We start from the raw sequence: 15508 nt of genomic DNA on the forward strand, positions 1-15508 counted from the left end.
CTTTCGATTTGGTGTGAACTCATCTTCTGGATAGACGGGGAAGAATCCTGCTCTTCAGGTGATTATGTCGGATTTGACTTCTGTTAGAGATATTGTCAAACCCCACGATAATCGTGACAGGTTTATGTTGTCTTCGTATACCCCCTTTTTTCCATGTCCATAATGAAAAAAAAGGAGGGAAGCGTATGGACTGGTCGATGATCGGGATGTGGGAGTGGCATGTGATGTCGGGGTTGACGGTGGTTTCTGCCGCTTTGGCCTGGTGGACGAAGCGGCGGCTGTTTCGGGTGGTAGCTATTGCTGGCTTGACTGCGATCGTGCTGGCTTTGGCAATATGGGATTCAGTCCATCCGCTGTGGACGGTGGCGGGAATTTTGATCGGAGCCTCACTGTTGTTGCTGATGACGAAGTGGGTTTTGGAGCCGCAGGCGAGAAAGGGATAAAGAAGGGCGAACAAGTCTGTTGATCATCCGAATGATGGAAGTCTTTTGAAAGCGAAGTGCCTTAAGTCCTCATTTCCGGTTGAAGCGATTGTACCTTGTTGATGCAATCGTTTCGCTGGAAAAGGGGACTTCTTTGGTTAGCGGAACTTTTTGCGCAGAAAAGGGATCATCAGGTACAATAAACAGGATCTCGGCGAAGGGGCGAGTGCTCGATTAAACTGGGAAGCGAAGTGTGTAAGTGGTATGGAGCGAGGATGAAAATCTGCCACCTACAACTAAGAAGCACTTTTGCTGATGGGACTCGGTTATACCTAGTCAGTCGACTTACGGAAGTAACGGATAAAAGGGATGGTGTATATGGCTGAAGCAAAGGTGGCTTGGGTGACAGGGGGAATCGCTGGATTAGGGGTACAAGTAGCAAAAACGCTGGCAGCAGCAGGATATCGCGTTGCCGTCAACTATCGCAACAGCCGGGAAAAGGCGGAAAAACTGCAACAGGAGATTGAGGCTGATGGTGGGGAGCTTTTTACCCTGCAAGGAGACGTCTCACGTGTAGAAGACGTGCGGCGGATGGTAGCGACGATCCGGGAGCGAATGGGCAGGATTGATGTGCTTGTCTGTACGGCGGGTCCGTTTCTGTTTAAACGGATCGACGCGGTCGACCACGACGATGAGCAGTGGCGGGAGTTGGTGGACGGCAATTTGAGCGGGGTGTTCTACTGTGTGCGGGAAGTGGTGCCCGATATGCGACAGCGGGGGTGGGGACGGATAATCACCTTTGGCTTTCCCGAGGTAGAGACGGCTCCTGCCTGGAGCGGTTTTTCCGCTTATGCCGCCGCCAAAGCGGGGCTGGTTTCGTTTACGCGCACACTGGCACAGGAGGAAGCGCGCCATGGCATCACTGTCAATATGGTATCCCCTGGCGATATTCGCCCTCCCTATAAAGAGGCGTCGATCGCTGCGGCGCGAGGCAAACAGGAGCCGCGTAATCCCGTTGGCCGACCCGGTACGGGAGAGGATTTGGCCCGGGTGATCCGCTTTCTGACGGAGGCGGATTCCGATTTTATCACTGGTGCAGTGATTCCGGTGACGGGTGGATTTGATAATCGCGATTTTCAAGTGAGCGATTAGGGAATAAGTTATAAAAACGTAGAACAACTGCCGTACTAGGGGCAGTTGTTCCGCTGTAAAAGTAAAGTTTCTGTAACAAAAGAAGCACAATATGCGTTATAATGAGAGGGTGAAAATTCGACAGGTTTCGCCTTTTATTTTTTAGGGTGGGATCCCTGTTGCAGGTACCAGGCTAAGCTAAACCAAAACATCGAAGCGATAAGACCGAGCACAAATCCAATAAGCCCATACAGGTACCCAAACAGGCAGGATGCGAGGATTCCGATAACCCCGGTAAAGCGACAGGCGAAGACCGCTGCTGGTATGTTCATGGGATAATCACCTCGCCTCTCACTATATCATATTCGTGATCTCAGGCGAAAAAGGAGAGAGATGGCCTCCTCCGCGCGCAAGAAACGTGGAGCGATCAATGACGACACATATATGAATATTCCTTCATTCCTACGTAGAGAGACAGTTTGAATAAGTCACATCGAGGTTTGAAATCTGCCACATGCTATTAGGGGGTAAAGAAGTATGAGCCAGTTTCAAAAGGAGTCGAATGGTTTTCCTAGCCGCTCGCGCTCCAACGGCCGCCGTGCCGGTAGGCGCAGCCTGGGAAGGGTGCGTGGAGGCGGTGATGGCAAGGGTGGCGGTGGGCAAAAGAAATTCCGCTTCTTCACCTGGAAGTGGTTTTTTCTAGTTATTCTCACCACGATTTTGTTAGCAATCGGTGGCTGTTCCGCCGTCGTGATGAGCGCTCCTACCTATAATATTGAAGAGATCGAAGAGAAAATGGAAGAATCCTCCACCATCTACGATACCAATGAAAAAGAAGTGATGAAGCTGGGGGCCTCCAACCGGGAGTATGTCAAGATCGGCGACATCAAATCGCCGGAGCTGGCAAAGGCCTTCGTCAAAGTGGAGGATGAACGTTTCTATCAGCATAACGGAATTGACTATCGTGGGTTTGGCCGTGCTATTTTCCGTAATATTATCTCCCTTGGTAAGGCGGAAGGTGCCAGCACCATCACGATGCAGGTGGCCCGAAACGCAGTTTTGAAGGATCGCAATAAAACGTATACGCGGAAGTTAAATGAGATTGCAGTTTCTCTCAACCTAGAACGGAAATACGAGAAAGACCGAATTCTGGAAACGTATATTAACTATATTGACTTAGGCAATGATGTCCGCGGCGTTAAGATGGCGGCTAAAATTTATTTTGATAAAGATATCACCAAAGATGAGCTGGAGCCGGAGGAGATCGCCCTGCTGGCGGGGCTGCCAAAAGCTCCCTATGGATACGATCCTTTTACAAAAGAAGAAAATGCGCTCAACCGACGCAATGTGGTATTAAACAAGTTGGCGGAAGATAAAGGGGAAAAATCGCCGCCGTTGTTTTCAGAGGCGGAGGTAGAAGCGGCCAAGAAGAAGCCGTTGGCTGTCGATCCCGAATATGTGCAGAAGCATCTGCCCAAAAATTCTTACGGGGCTTATAAGGATTATCTGTTTAAGGAATTAAAGGAGCGTTATTCCAATATCCCCGAAGATGAGTTGAGGGATAGCGGATACAAAATTTACACATCCCTTAATGCCAAAGCGCAAAAAGCTACGGAAGCAGCGTTAAAAGACGAAAAGAATCAGTATTTTGTTGATCAGGAAACCGGGCAACCATTGGAGGGACTGGATGCCGGTTTAACCATTATGAATCCCAGCAATGGGGAGATCGTGGCGATGGGTGGCGGTCGTCACTATATGCCCGGCTATATGAACCGGGCCACACAGCGGATGCAGCCAGGCTCCATTATGAAGCCGATCTCGGTGTATGCTCCCGCTGTGGAACAAGGCTTTAATGAATACCATATCGTCAAAGATGATGAGATTAAAATTGGGGAATGGTCGCCGCAAAACTACACTGGTGAGTTTTATGGTGATGTTGAGCTGCAGGAGTCGGTGGCCCGCTCGCTCAACGCCTCGGCGGTGTGGTTGTTGCAGGAGCACGTTACGCTAAAACGGGCATACGATACGGCAGTCAAGGCCGGGTTAACCTTGAATGAGAAGGATGGCAAAAGTATTGCGGCTATGTCGTTGGGCGGATTGACCGATGGGGTAAACACGGTGGAAATGGCACAAGCGTATTCCGCTTTCCCTAACAACGGTGTCAACCACGAACCCCATACTGTCCGCAAAGTGGAGAATAATGAGGGGACAGAAGTCCAACCGGCGGTACCGATCAAGAAAGACAATAAAGTCTTTAGCCCGCAGACGGCTTGGTATACAACCCGTATGTTGCAGTATGCGGTGGATGGCCCTGTGGGAACCGGAACAAACGCGCAATTGGATGATGGGCGTCCGGTCGCAGGGAAAACGGGAACGACACAGAACGCGAAGGAAGCCTGGTTTGCTGGATTTACGCCCCAATATGTGGGAGTGGTTACCGTCTTTAACGATCAAGGGAGTACAGTCAGGTTATCCGGTGGCGGTTATCCTGCGAGAATTTGGAAGGCCGTTATGACGGAAGTGATGGCCGGCCTTGATGTAAAGAATTTTGATCGGCCCAAGGGTGTGAAGGATCCCGAACCGCCTTTCCAACTCAGCCCACCAAATGTCTCCGGTTCGTACAATGCTGACGCCAAAGCAATCGATCTGAAGTGGTCGGATGCTGGCGACCGGGTGAAATATGAAGTACAGCGTTCCGAGGATAACAATAACTGGAGCACAATCGGTGAGACAGAAGGCGGCAGTTATAGCGACAACAGTATCGAAGTGCCGGAAAGTGGTTTCTTCGACGGGCTATTCGGGGGAGGAGCGGAGTCTAAATCCTACTTCTACAAAGTGGTTGCCATCGATAAGCAAGCTGAAGGTGGCGATGCACGGGCGGAGTCCAATGTGGTAGAAGTGAAGCTGACACCCGATGCACCACCGCCAGAAGAAGAGGAGCAACCGGACCAACAACCGGAAGAGGAGCAGGGTGAACAGCCTGAAGAGCCGGATGGCGGGGATCAGATTCAGGATCAGTTGCCCAATGATCAAGGTGGTGGTTCCCGCGGAAATAATGGTGGTCGGGACCAAAATGACAATGGTAATGATGACGGCGGAGGCTTTTGGCCGTAATAAGCAGAGGTTGCTGACAACATTAGAGAGAAGAGGGGAACGATTTCCAGTGTAGCGGCCACATATGTTTTCCTTTGGCTGCTGGTTGGGGACGGAGAGACGAAGCGGTCTCCTCATCGTTGAAAGCGAAAGAGACGCGAAACGGAAATCGGGCCCTGGACCCTGTGTTATCAATCTAAGCTGAATCCCTGAGAGGGATTCAGCTTTTTTTTATGGAATCAAATTGTGTAACTCCCATTTTCATCATTTACAGTCGGTTCATGCCCCTCTGTTCCCTTGAGGAGAGCCGGGTGCTTTCATACGGTTACATAGCTCGTCTCACGGCTGTTTACGCCCATTTTTTCCATTGGCATTTTGGGGGTGTTGGAGTAGTATAAGGGATATATAGAGGCTGACATATATTGAGAAAGATAGATAGGATTCCTCTTGGTGGCGAGAAGAGGGCAGGGGGTTAAGAAAATGGATGAAAAAGAGAAACAGGAGTCATCCGCGGAAGAAAAGCGTGTAGGCTCTCGGGTGGCGGAACGCGGACGAAGACAGAAAAAGCGGGCACGCTTTTTCACAAAAAAATGGTTTGTATTAGTGTTGATCACAACCATTCTGTTAGTGGTCGGCGGATGTTCGGCGGTGATGATGTCCGCTAAATCAGTTCCGTTGGATCGTTTGGATCAGATTAAGTTTGCTTCCACGATTTATGATGTCAATGGCAATCCCGCCACCAAATTGGGATCGACTAACCGCGAATATGTCAGCATGGATGATGTGGTGTCAAATGAACTGATTGGAAATGCGTTTATAGCTGTGGAAGACCGGCGTTTTCGGGAACACCATGGAGTCGACTTCCGCAGTATCGCCCGTGCGATTGTGGCCAATATCCGTGAGGGGCGTCGGGCGGAAGGTGGAGGAACGATCACCATGCAGGTGGCTCGCAATGTTATTTTGGAGAGCAATGTAAAAACTTATACCCGCAAAGTACAAGAAGTGGCTGTCGCCTGGAATTTGGAGCGGGATTACACAAAAGATGAAATTTTAGAGGCTTACCTGAACTTTATTTATTTTGGAAATGATGTACAGGGAATTCAGATGGCAGCTAAAATCTATTTTGATAAAGATGTGACCAAGGATGAGTTGGAACCCCATGAAGCGGCGTTATTGGCAGGATTGCCGAAAGCGCCATCCGCTTACAACCCTTACCAAAATCCGGATAAGGCCAAGGAAAGGCGAGATTTAGTCCTGAAGCTGATGGCGGATCAAGGGCTGATTACGACAGCGGAACGGGACCAATATCAACAAAAGGATTTAGGTGTCAATCGCGAGTATCTAACCAAGTATTTGCGAGATGATGAATATCAGGCGTATAAACATCTGGTGATGCAGGAAGCGGAAGCCCGTTTCGGCTTGTCCGAAGAAGAGCTGGCCACTGGGGGATACGAAATTCATACCAATATGGTGCCCAAGGCTCAAAAAGCGATGGAAAAGGCGTTTAAAGATGACGCTCTTTTTCAGAATCACGATGAATTGGACGGCGGTGGAACGATTGTCAATCCGACAAGCGGTGGAATTGCCGCGATCGCCGGCGGGCGTGAATACAAGGGCAGTGGCTATCTTTTGCGCTCCACCGAAGAAAGGCAGCAGCCGGGTTCGGCTCTTAAACCGATCACGGTATATGCACCGGTCATTCAAGAGAAAGGATACAATGAGTATACAATCGTGCCAGATCCCCCCGATTTTCAAATCGGAGATTGGAAACCGCAAAACTTTCAACGACGGAGCTTCGGCCAGCAGCCGCTACGGGATGTACTGGCCAAATCGCTAAACATCGCCACGGCTTATCTGTTACAAAAAGAAGTAGGTTTACCGACAGCGGCTCAGTATGCGGAGCGGATGGGGTTGGAACTGGATGACAAAGACAGGAAATCATATGCCGCGCTCTCTCTGGGTGGCTTAACCCATGGGGTGAACACAGTGGAGATGGCGCAGGCGTACAGTGTCTTCGCCAACAACGGTTCCATGACAGAGGCTCACGCCATTGAGAGCATTAGTACTGGCGATAACCAGTGGGAGGCCGATAGCGAGGGAAACCTGCAACGGGATGTAAAAGTACTTACTCCGCAAACAGCTTATTACTTGACGCGGATGATGAAGTACAATGTGGATCAAGGAACCGGTACGACTGCAAAACTTCCCGATGGTCGCGATGTGGCTGGGAAGACGGGAACGACGCAAAAAAGCCGCCAAGCATGGTTTGTGGGATATACGCGGGAATATGTGATGTCCGCCATGGTTTTTAACAAACAGGACGGACAGGTGGAACTCTCCGGAAGCGGGTACCCAGCAAAAATATTTCAGCAGGTGATGGCGGAAGCCTTGTCCGGTACCCCGGTCAGCCGTTTTGAAAATCCGGGAGTCGAGGAACCGAAACCGCCATTTGAGCTAAAAGCGGTAAATTTGCAAGGCTCGTTTGATGCCAATGCTCCTGCTGTACAATTGCGCTGGAACGATTATGACGATCGTTTGTCCTACCGGGTGGAACGGTCGGTGGACAATTCGGATTGGGAAGCGATGGGGGACACGAGGGAAGGAACCTTTACCGATGATCGCATCGAGCTACCGGATGGTTCCGACGCCGGTCCGACCTATTCTTACCGGGTGATTGCGATCGATACGGAGACCGGCGATGAATCTGATCCTTCCAATGTGATGGCCTTTGCCATTCGGCCGCCGGAAGTGCCCCCGGAAGAGGAGTTGCCGGAACTGCCTCCTGGTGACCAAGAAGGGGATCAAGGGGACGAAAATACGGACTCTCCGGAAGACCCGGGTCAGCCGCCTGGTGAAGATGAGCAGCCGGGAGAAGAGGATGGCGGGGATGAATTTATCATCCCGCGGCCACCGGGTAGGGATCAGTCTGGAGATCAACAAGAGGATCAGGACAGAAACAATCGATAATCCTCTCAGGGAAAAAGCGAACGGTTATAGCCGTTTGCTTTTTTTCGTTTCCGATGGCTATGATTCCTACCTACTTTCTAACACCAGCCTCTTTTCGTGGGATAGTAACAATATGGGCTTCAACAAAGGTATCTGTACAAACAAAACCCCCCACTTGGACATATCGTATGTCGAACAATTTTTACTAGGGGGTTTTTTAATGGCACAACAAGTAAAAGTAACTCCGGAGTTTAGAAGAGTATGTAACCAATTTGCGGCGATTTTGGGTGGAACACATGAGATTGAACAGGGCCCTGTCTGTTTTGTCAGTCGTGACCGTCCGTTTAGGGCGACCATTTTGGGGAGACGTACCACTTCACCCTTAGTACGTTATCAGCTGTTTTCCTTTGAATCCTTGGACCGTTCGGGACGTGCCCTCTGTTTGGGGGAAACGGCCGTTTTTCAAAATCAGGCCAACCGTTTGATCCGCAATCTGCAAAGTCACGGCATTACGGTTACCGCACTTCATAATCACTGGCTGTTTGAGAAACCCCGTCTGATGTATATCCATTGGGAAGCGATACAAAATCCGATTACATTCGCCAGAAACACGAAACAATCCATCGCCTTCCTGGGCTGATCAACAGAACCGTTTACCATCTACCCTTGACAAAATCGCCCGCGCTCGCCGGGCGATTTTGCTGTTATCGCTCCAATCACTCCTCAGTGGGTTCCGATCGAATCTTTGAGCGGAACGTTTTCTGTTTTTGCACTTGTAATTGCCGGGCAATCGTTAAACCGATGAGATATGCTGGGGCGGATGTATTCCCATCCACCGTGAATGGAACAAGGGAATCATCGGCTACAATTAGATTTTTTACCCCATGGACCCGTCCCTGACGGTCGACGACGCCACCCTTTTTTAACGGGGCCATGCGTAAGGCACTTTGTTGGTGATGGTTGTGATCAAAATCCTCTTTAATATACTCTTCTAACTGAGCATCATCATCAATCATTTCCGGCGATGGGGAAATAAGTTGATAGGCTGGATCGATCTGGGCTAGTTGAGTGGCGATTTCTTTAATATAAGTTTTGTAAATGTTTTTTACGGCCTTCAAATCAGCGGGATTTGCTAGAAATCCTTCGTCAGCTAGGACGATCTTCAGTGGATCATTGTTTTGGATAACGATGGAGCCTCGACTTTTAGGTCGCAAATACAGAATGGCGATGGTTAATGTTCCATTGGAACCGATCCCGATCAACTGTACCGCCCGGCGCCGTGGATGGGAGCCTGGTGTGGGATCGGGCAGAAAGGCACCGCCGGTGTAAAGAGCATTGGGATCATTCGGAGGTAAGGGGGGGTCGTTTCGATTTGTGGTAAACACTGCCGTGTTTAGGGTATGGTTACGGAGGTGTTTACCGACATTCGGATTATTGAAAAGAACGGGAATACCCGCCTTTTTCAATTGGGCAGCCGGACCGATCCCGGAAAGCATCAAAAGCTGAGCGCTGTTGATTCCGGCTGAAATAATCACTTTTTTACGGGCATAAGTGGAAAAACACTTTCCCTGTCGCAAATATTCCACCCCGACGGCTCGTTTGTCGGAAAAAAGTACACGAAGGGCTGTTGTGCGGTAGTAAACCCTGAGCTTGCGTCCGTTAACCCCCCGACCGTCAGGAGTTATCATATCCGCTGACAGAAAAGCGGTGGATGCGCTTTCCCGGCGACCATTTGGTTTCTGAGTCAATTGCCAGCGGGTAAAGGGACCCAGGGGTGTGCGCGGATCATTGTAGTCGAGAATTTCGGGGAATCCGGTTGCTCGCTTCATCGCCAAAACCAGCTTTTTAGCCATAATGGTGGGGTTGACAGGAGCTTGCCTAACATCGATTCGTCCCCGATAACCGTGTACAGCAGGGTTGTTTGTCTTTCCGTTGTATTTCTCCAATTCCTTGAATCGCCTTAAGGCCTGTCGCGGTGACCACTGCGGACCCAAAAGACGCTCCCATTCGCGGAAGACGGCCGCCGTTGGTCGGACATATTGCTCCCCGTTGATAGAAGTGCCGCCGCCGGAGAGACGACCGGTGGTCCATTCAAAAGAGCGGTCATCTACCCCTTCCTGCGGTGTCCCCTCACCTTGCCAGAAGTATTGCGGGAAAAAATTTTCTTCCAGTTCAGGTGCAAAGGTAGAATCTTTGATCGGTCGATCACGATCGTTATTATCTCCGGCTTCCAAAACGAGGACGGACGTTTTTTTATCGTTACTCAGGGTCTTGGCGATTACGGCCCCAGCCGGACCGGTGCCGATGACGATATAATCGAAGTATTGTTTTTGGTCATTTGTAGGCATAAGACGACCTCCATCTCTTCTCAGAAAGGGACCCTTCCAAAAACCGCTCTTTCATTTTGGAGAGCGGTTTTCTTCGGTGGACAACATGGTGAGTCGACGATTCTTTGTTTCACCCTTGGTTAAATGCTGTAGGATATGCTCCGCTGTTGTCCAATGTGCCGGACTTTTTCCGGTAAACAAAAAAACGCCCTGCAAGGGCGAGAAGTTATGGACAAGTCGAAGTAGACTCTCCATCATCGATGAAAGAGAAAGAGAAAGAGAAAGGAGACGGAAATCCGGCCGTCCATCTGTGTTCGGGTTTGTCAGCAGTCTCATGTTCTTTTGTGGGTGGGATAGATATCTCAATGATCCACATCACGATGAACTTTGTGTATCACCATCGCAGGTAGTTCTCTCAAGTCCTTTTTTAAAAAAGATGGGTATAATTCCACCTCGCGAAGATCGTGTAAATGATGCCACTGAAACAGAATCGGTTGCCCATCATCATAACGGATAAAGCCCTCTGCCTGTTCAAGAATTGGACTTGCCGCCGGAAAATGCATCAAATAGTAGAAACAAAGCTCGTGCACGTCTCGGTTTTCGTAGTGGTAGAAGTTTTCTACCACCCACAGAAGCCGTTTCACCTGTACATCGCTCTCCAACTCTTCACGCATTTCTCGCTTCAGGGTGGTGGTAGTCTCCTCCATTAACTCCCCCCGTCCCCCAGGTAGGGACCAGAAACTTTCTGCCATGGAACGGTGCAACAACACTCTCTCCCGATGAATCGCGATCCCCGCGACACGAAAGTTAAAACGGCCTCGATTCATTTCAAAAGTTAGCAAGAGTTCTCCCCCTTTATCTACCAACCGTTACAAACGGAGAAAGAGCTCCATCATCCTCCCCACGCAAAAGTTTCTTCATTATAACATGCCATGGTTCGTTCCCAGTTCTAACCTGTCCGCCCTGTCCATAGATTGGAATAGGAGGGGCGAGTCCGACGGGGAGGGTTGGTTGTGGTATTGCATGAGCGATGGCTGACAGCAACCCGGGTGGGGTTTACCTATATTGGCACGGTTGTAGGGGCCGGGTTTGCATCAGGACAGGAGATTATGCAGTTTTTTACTGTTTACGGTGCAAAAGGGGTTTTAGCGATTCTGGTGGTGACCGGCCTGTTTGTCTGGTTGGGGATTCGGATGATGGTGATGGGAGCGTATTTGCAAGCGACCAGTTATGAAGCGTTTAACAATTATCTGTTTGGAAGACGATGGGGTCGGTGGATGAATGGACTAGTCAGTTTGATTCTGTTTGGAGTGACGACGGCGATGATGTCCGGTACCGGCGCCTTGTTTCAGGAACAATTGGGAATCTCTTTTCATCTGGGAGTGATTGCGACATCGCTGGTGGCGTTAATTGTCATTATGCGGGGGATGGATGGTATTCTCAATGTAAATGCGCTGGTTGTTCCACTTATGTTTGCTTTTACCATGATCGTTGGGGTGCAGGGGCTTCAATCTGAGGGATGGGAAAGCTTGGGGGCGATTCACTCTTTCGCCCGGGAAGGTCATTGGGCCCTGTCCGCTGTCACCTATGTCGCCTTCAATCTGGCGATGTCGCAAGCGGTGCTGGTTCCTTTGGGCGGCGAGATCAAAGATGTAAAGACATTGCGGATGGGTGGTTTGATGGGAGGCGTTGGACTGGGTGTGATGCTCCTTTCCTGCAACTTTGCCCTTTCTTTGAAAACACCGATGGTCTTGGGAATGGAAATCCCGATTGCCCTTGTTATCGCCACGCTGGGGGAAGGGATGAAGTATTTCTTTCTCGCGGTGATGTGGGGGGAGATCTTTACCACCTTGATCGGAAATGTCTACGGATTGGCGGCCCACTTTGAGCAGCGGGTTTCACTTAGCCTTCATTCATTGATGGGAGCGATCTTTATCTTGGGGTACCTGTGTTCCTTGATCGGATTTCCGGTATTAGTGGGGAAAATTTATCCCTTGTTCGGCGTACTGGGGATGGCGGTGTTGGTGTTGTTGGCATGGCGACGCTATCCGCAGTATCCATAAAAGATGCGAAAAGTGAGTATCCTGCCCTACAATAGAAAAAAGGTTCATAATTGAGGAGGGAATATGATGGATATCAACCAAGCGATTCGAACCCGCCGCAGTGTAGGAAAAGTGGCTGCGGAAATGCCTGATCGTTCTTTGATTGAGAAAGTGTTGGAGGCGGCGAGATGGGCACCCAACCACCATATGACCCAGCCGTGGAAATATTTTGTCTTGAGTGGAAACGCTCGTAATCGGCTGGGTGAGGTGATGGCGGAGATCAAGGCGGAAGGAATGACGGAGGATGAGCGGGTGGAAGCCGCAAGCCAGCTGGAGAGGGAAAGGGAAAAGCCTTTGCGCGCTCCCGTCATTATTGCCGCTGCCGTCTCGCCATCGGCAGACTCCAGAGTAGAGGAGATTGAGGAGATCTGTGCGGTGGCCGCCGGCGTTCAGAATGCCTTGTTGACAGCCCATGCGTTGGGCCTGGGTGCCATTTGGCGCACAGGCAAGCCCACATATTCTCCTAAGATGAAAGCCTTTTTCGATTTATCAGAACGGGAAACCTTGCTCGGGTTTCTCTATATCGGCCATCCCGCGATATTGCCCAAGGAGCGTCCCCGGTTACCGATTGCCGAAAAGGTGACTTGGTTGGAAAGTTGATCGATCAAAGCGATTAGATGCGGAGAGGGGGGCAGATATGACTCTGATTCTCGTGATTGTCATTGCCTACTTGATTGGTTCATTGCCGGTCACTTACCTGTGGGAGTGGAACCGATCCCGCCTACGACGAATGCTTTCTTCCAGCCATCAACAAAACGTACAATTCCCGCTCGTTTTTCTAGGAGCCCAGGTGGGCAAAGGGGTGGTAGCCGCCGTAGTCGGCCTGTTGTTGGCCGGTTGGATTGGTGCGGCTGTCGCTTCCATCGCCGCTGTGATCGGAGATGTATTTTCCGTTTTTCGCCGTTTTTCAGGTGGGGATGGTGCGGCGGTTGCTGCCGGTTCCCTGCTGGTGCTCAGTCCACCCTTGATTTTGCTGGGATTTCTCATCTATGGACTCAGCTTGCTCATTACCCGCTACTTTTCATTGTCCACGATGGTGACGGCAGTAATGGTGATGGTACTGGCTTTGGTGCTGTTTCCGCAACTGTATGTGATTTTAGTCGTTTTTGCCGCCGGAGGCTTGATTCTGTATCGGCATTGGGGGGATTTAAATCGTTGGAAGCGGGGCTTGGAGATCCCTTTTCGTTGGAAATGGTTTCGTTGACGACAGTGGCAAAATTGTGAAATCCACTGGGCAAGGGTACACCCTTTCGGTACAATGAAAGGCGAATCTTAAGCTTACCGATGGGGGAACGTTAGCATGAAACTGGTGGGAAGCTTGCGGGCATTGCAGCATAAACCAACTGCTCCCGTATCGTATTTCTTTCGTCTGGGTGATCAGGTTACACCGATCAATGATGTAGTCGGAAAAAGAATTCGGATTCAATATCAGGGTGAGATCCACTGTATCCACTGCGGCCGTAAAATAAAAAAGACTTATAATGCCGGTTCCTGCTATCCTTGTTTTCGCGCATTGCCTGAAAATGATCTCTGTATCGTCAAACCGCAACAATGTCATTATCATCAGGGCACCTGTCGCGACAATGCATTTGCGGAAGCCCATTGCCTTCAACCCCATATCGTTTATCTGGCGCTCAGCAGTGATGTTAAGGTGGGAATCACCCGGAAGATCCGTACCATTGAGCGTTGGGTAGATCAGGGGGCTGTTGCCGCCTTGCCGATCGCAGAGGTACCCACACGGAAAGATGCTGGGGAATTGGAAGTCCATCTGTCCCAGTATGTCTCAGATAAGACCAATTGGCGCCGTATGCTGAAAAACGAAATCACCTACCGCAACTTGACAGATGTAAAAGAAGAATTACATAAGTATGTTCCGGAAAAGTATCAACCGTATCTATTGAATGACGCAACAGTTACTCATTTTGCTTATCCCCATATCTCCGTCCCGGAAAAAATTGCGGCATGGAATTTGGACAAGCATGCGGAAGTGGATGGTACATTGATCGGAATCAAAGGGCAATATCTGATTCTGGATACAGGTGTACTAAATGTGCGGAAATTTTGCGGATATACAGTCGCTTTGATGTTTGAGTAATCGTTGCTTCTGTTTCATTAGGCTACAAAAAATATGTTTTACTGAAACATCCATAAAGCAAATCTCGTTTTGTCAAGTGAAACGCTGAAGTGCTTATTAACAAGCTGATCAAAGTGAAAAAACGAAAAAAGATGGAATGGCTTTCATTTTTTGATGCTATTGTGATTGACATACATTTTTAAATTGGATATAATAATAGCAACACCTTAACAATTGCGATTCCTTCCTATTATTCGATAAAAAGAGTTTGACCCCCTTGAGACGAAAAGACCGGCCAGCTGGCCGGTCTTTTCGTTGCCGCAAAAAAGATGCTGTTCATACTTTTAGCGAGATTAGAGTTTTTGTAAAAAGGAGACGGTGTGCCTCACTGCTTCCTCCAACTGTGGTGTAGTACCCTGAAAGGGATGAACCGCCCCAAATGTATGATTGGCTCCAGCGAGAAAATGAGTTTTGTGAGTGGGAATCGCTGCCGCCAGTCTCTTAGCCGTGTCGGGAGGAACGGAGAGATCGGCGTCCCCGTGTAAAATCAGCACCGGCTTTTCGTATCCCTTTAAGCGTTGCAACAGCTCATAGCGCTCCCGGTTTGCTTCGAGATCATCTAATACCTCCCGATCGATCGGCATATCCTGGCCGGTGCGGGCATTGGGAATAGTGGCCCGCCCTTCGCGACGGATGCGCTCTTTTAGTTCAGGAGAAAAGAGGTCGGGTCGGGCGATGCTGTTCCATAAGATGACTCGATCCACCTCGCGATGGTCAAGCGCAAACAACAAGCTGTTGGCTCCACCGCGACTGTGTCCCACCAACGCCAACCGTTGGGGATCGATCGCGTCGCTCTGGGGGAGTTCCTGCTGCTTGAGTGCTTGTAGGATACGGGCTAAATCTTCTTGTTCACGGCTGTAGGTGTTGTGGGCAAATCGGTCCAACTCGGTGAAGTTTTCCCCATCTGCACCGATGCCGTTCATAGAAAAATCAAAGGTGATAACGGCAAAACCGGCCTGTGCCAACGCTTCTGCGGCATAGGGGAAAAACCCCCAACGGCGAAAGCCTTTAAAACCATGACACAAAATCACGGTCGGCAATGGTTGGGTAGAAGGGGTTAGCCGCACCTCTCCTCGGATTACCCGTTCTTCCTGTGGCAGGCTTAAGTGAAAGGGATCGGTTTCTACTTCTGACAATCGATTCTCCTCCTCTCTCATGTCTATCAGGAAACGATAGCAAAAAACAAACGTGTTGATCAGGGAAGGATTTTTGAGACTGCGTGCTCTTACTGTTTCATTTGTGGAAGCCCCTGCTTGCTTTCCAGCGTACCTCCCGACTGCCGATTTGCCAAGTGGGTTTTTTGTTCCTCCTTTTCTTCCGAATTGAACATTTTCTGACAATCAGCTATAATGT

13 protein-coding genes are annotated in these 15508 nt (G+C 49.8%); 9 read left to right on the forward strand and 4 right to left on the reverse strand.

From position 1 onward, the window contains the following. Positions 1-185 precede the first annotated feature (185 nt). Together C8J48_RS00225 and C8J48_RS00230 are read left to right on the forward strand one after the other, a co-directional pair. Positions 186-443, forward strand: a complete 258-nt coding sequence (locus C8J48_RS00225; protein WP_107724399.1) for a hypothetical protein — start codon at positions 186-188, stop codon at positions 441-443. A gap of 357 nt (positions 444-800) precedes the next feature. Next, entirely contained in the window at positions 801-1574 is a 774-nt protein-coding gene (locus C8J48_RS00230; RefSeq protein ID WP_107724400.1) for an SDR family oxidoreductase, read from the forward strand. A gap of 134 nt (positions 1575-1708) precedes the next feature. On the opposite strand, the gene C8J48_RS18565 is transcribed toward C8J48_RS00230, so the two are convergent. Further along, complete coding sequence (locus C8J48_RS18565; RefSeq protein ID WP_170105016.1) at positions 1709-1885, reverse strand: hypothetical protein; 177 nt, start codon at positions 1883-1885, stop codon at positions 1709-1711. Between the two features lie 205 nt (positions 1886-2090). Here C8J48_RS18565 and C8J48_RS00235 point away from each other — a divergent pair, with 205 nt between their 5' ends. The 3 genes from C8J48_RS00235 (at position 2091) to C8J48_RS00245 (ending at position 8232) form a co-directional block, all read left to right on the forward strand. Then, positions 2091-4667: a transglycosylase domain-containing protein gene (locus C8J48_RS00235; RefSeq protein ID WP_107724401.1), complete on the forward strand. Its 2577-nt coding sequence runs from the start codon at positions 2091-2093 to the stop codon at positions 4665-4667. Positions 4668-5126: 459 nt separating this feature from the next. After that, complete coding sequence (locus C8J48_RS00240) at positions 5127-7613, forward strand: transglycosylase domain-containing protein (protein ID WP_107724402.1); 2487 nt, start codon at positions 5127-5129, stop codon at positions 7611-7613. A gap of 199 nt (positions 7614-7812) precedes the next feature. Next, positions 7813-8232 (forward strand): DUF1259 domain-containing protein, encoded by a 420-nt coding sequence (locus tag C8J48_RS00245; protein ID WP_107724403.1) that lies wholly within the window; start codon positions 7813-7815, stop codon positions 8230-8232. Positions 8233-8308: 76 nt separating this feature from the next. Here C8J48_RS00245 and C8J48_RS00250 read toward each other — a convergent pair whose 3' ends face one another. Both C8J48_RS00250 and C8J48_RS00255 read right to left on the reverse strand, forming a co-directional pair. Beyond that, positions 8309-9940, reverse strand: a complete 1632-nt coding sequence (locus C8J48_RS00250) for a GMC family oxidoreductase (RefSeq protein ID WP_107724404.1) — start codon at positions 9938-9940, stop codon at positions 8309-8311. Positions 9941-10281: 341 nt separating this feature from the next. Then, positions 10282-10761: an NUDIX hydrolase gene (locus C8J48_RS00255; protein ID WP_211316568.1), complete on the reverse strand. Its 480-nt coding sequence runs from the start codon at positions 10759-10761 to the stop codon at positions 10282-10284. 171 nt (positions 10762-10932) lie between these two features. Here C8J48_RS00255 and C8J48_RS00260 point away from each other — a divergent pair, with 171 nt between their 5' ends. The 4 genes from C8J48_RS00260 to C8J48_RS00275 all read left to right on the forward strand — a co-directional run bounded on the left by C8J48_RS00260 (position 10933) and on the right by C8J48_RS00275 (position 14116). Next, a complete protein-coding gene (locus C8J48_RS00260) occupies positions 10933-11982 on the forward strand; it encodes a YkvI family membrane protein (RefSeq protein ID WP_107724405.1) in 1050 nt (349 codons plus the stop codon). A gap of 66 nt (positions 11983-12048) precedes the next feature. Further along, on the forward strand, positions 12049-12621 hold the full coding sequence (locus C8J48_RS00265; protein WP_107724406.1) for a nitroreductase family protein: 573 nt from the start codon (positions 12049-12051) through the stop codon (positions 12619-12621). Positions 12622-12658: 37 nt separating this feature from the next. Further along, a complete protein-coding gene (locus C8J48_RS00270) occupies positions 12659-13225 on the forward strand; it encodes a glycerol-3-phosphate acyltransferase (RefSeq protein ID WP_107724407.1) in 567 nt (188 codons plus the stop codon). Between the two features lie 96 nt (positions 13226-13321). Continuing rightward, positions 13322-14116: a DUF2797 domain-containing protein gene (locus tag C8J48_RS00275; RefSeq protein ID WP_107724408.1), complete on the forward strand. Its 795-nt coding sequence runs from the start codon at positions 13322-13324 to the stop codon at positions 14114-14116. Positions 14117-14448: 332 nt separating this feature from the next. Here C8J48_RS00275 and C8J48_RS00280 read toward each other — a convergent pair whose 3' ends face one another. Further along, positions 14449-15291, reverse strand: coding sequence for an alpha/beta hydrolase family protein (locus C8J48_RS00280; protein ID WP_170105018.1), 843 nt, complete (start codon positions 15289-15291; stop codon positions 14449-14451). Between the last annotated feature and the right edge of the window lie 217 nt (positions 15292-15508).

The sequence above is a fragment of the Desmospora activa DSM 45169 genome (genome assembly GCF_003046315.1).
GTDB lineage: Bacteria > Bacillota > Bacilli > Thermoactinomycetales > DSM-45169 > Desmospora > Desmospora activa.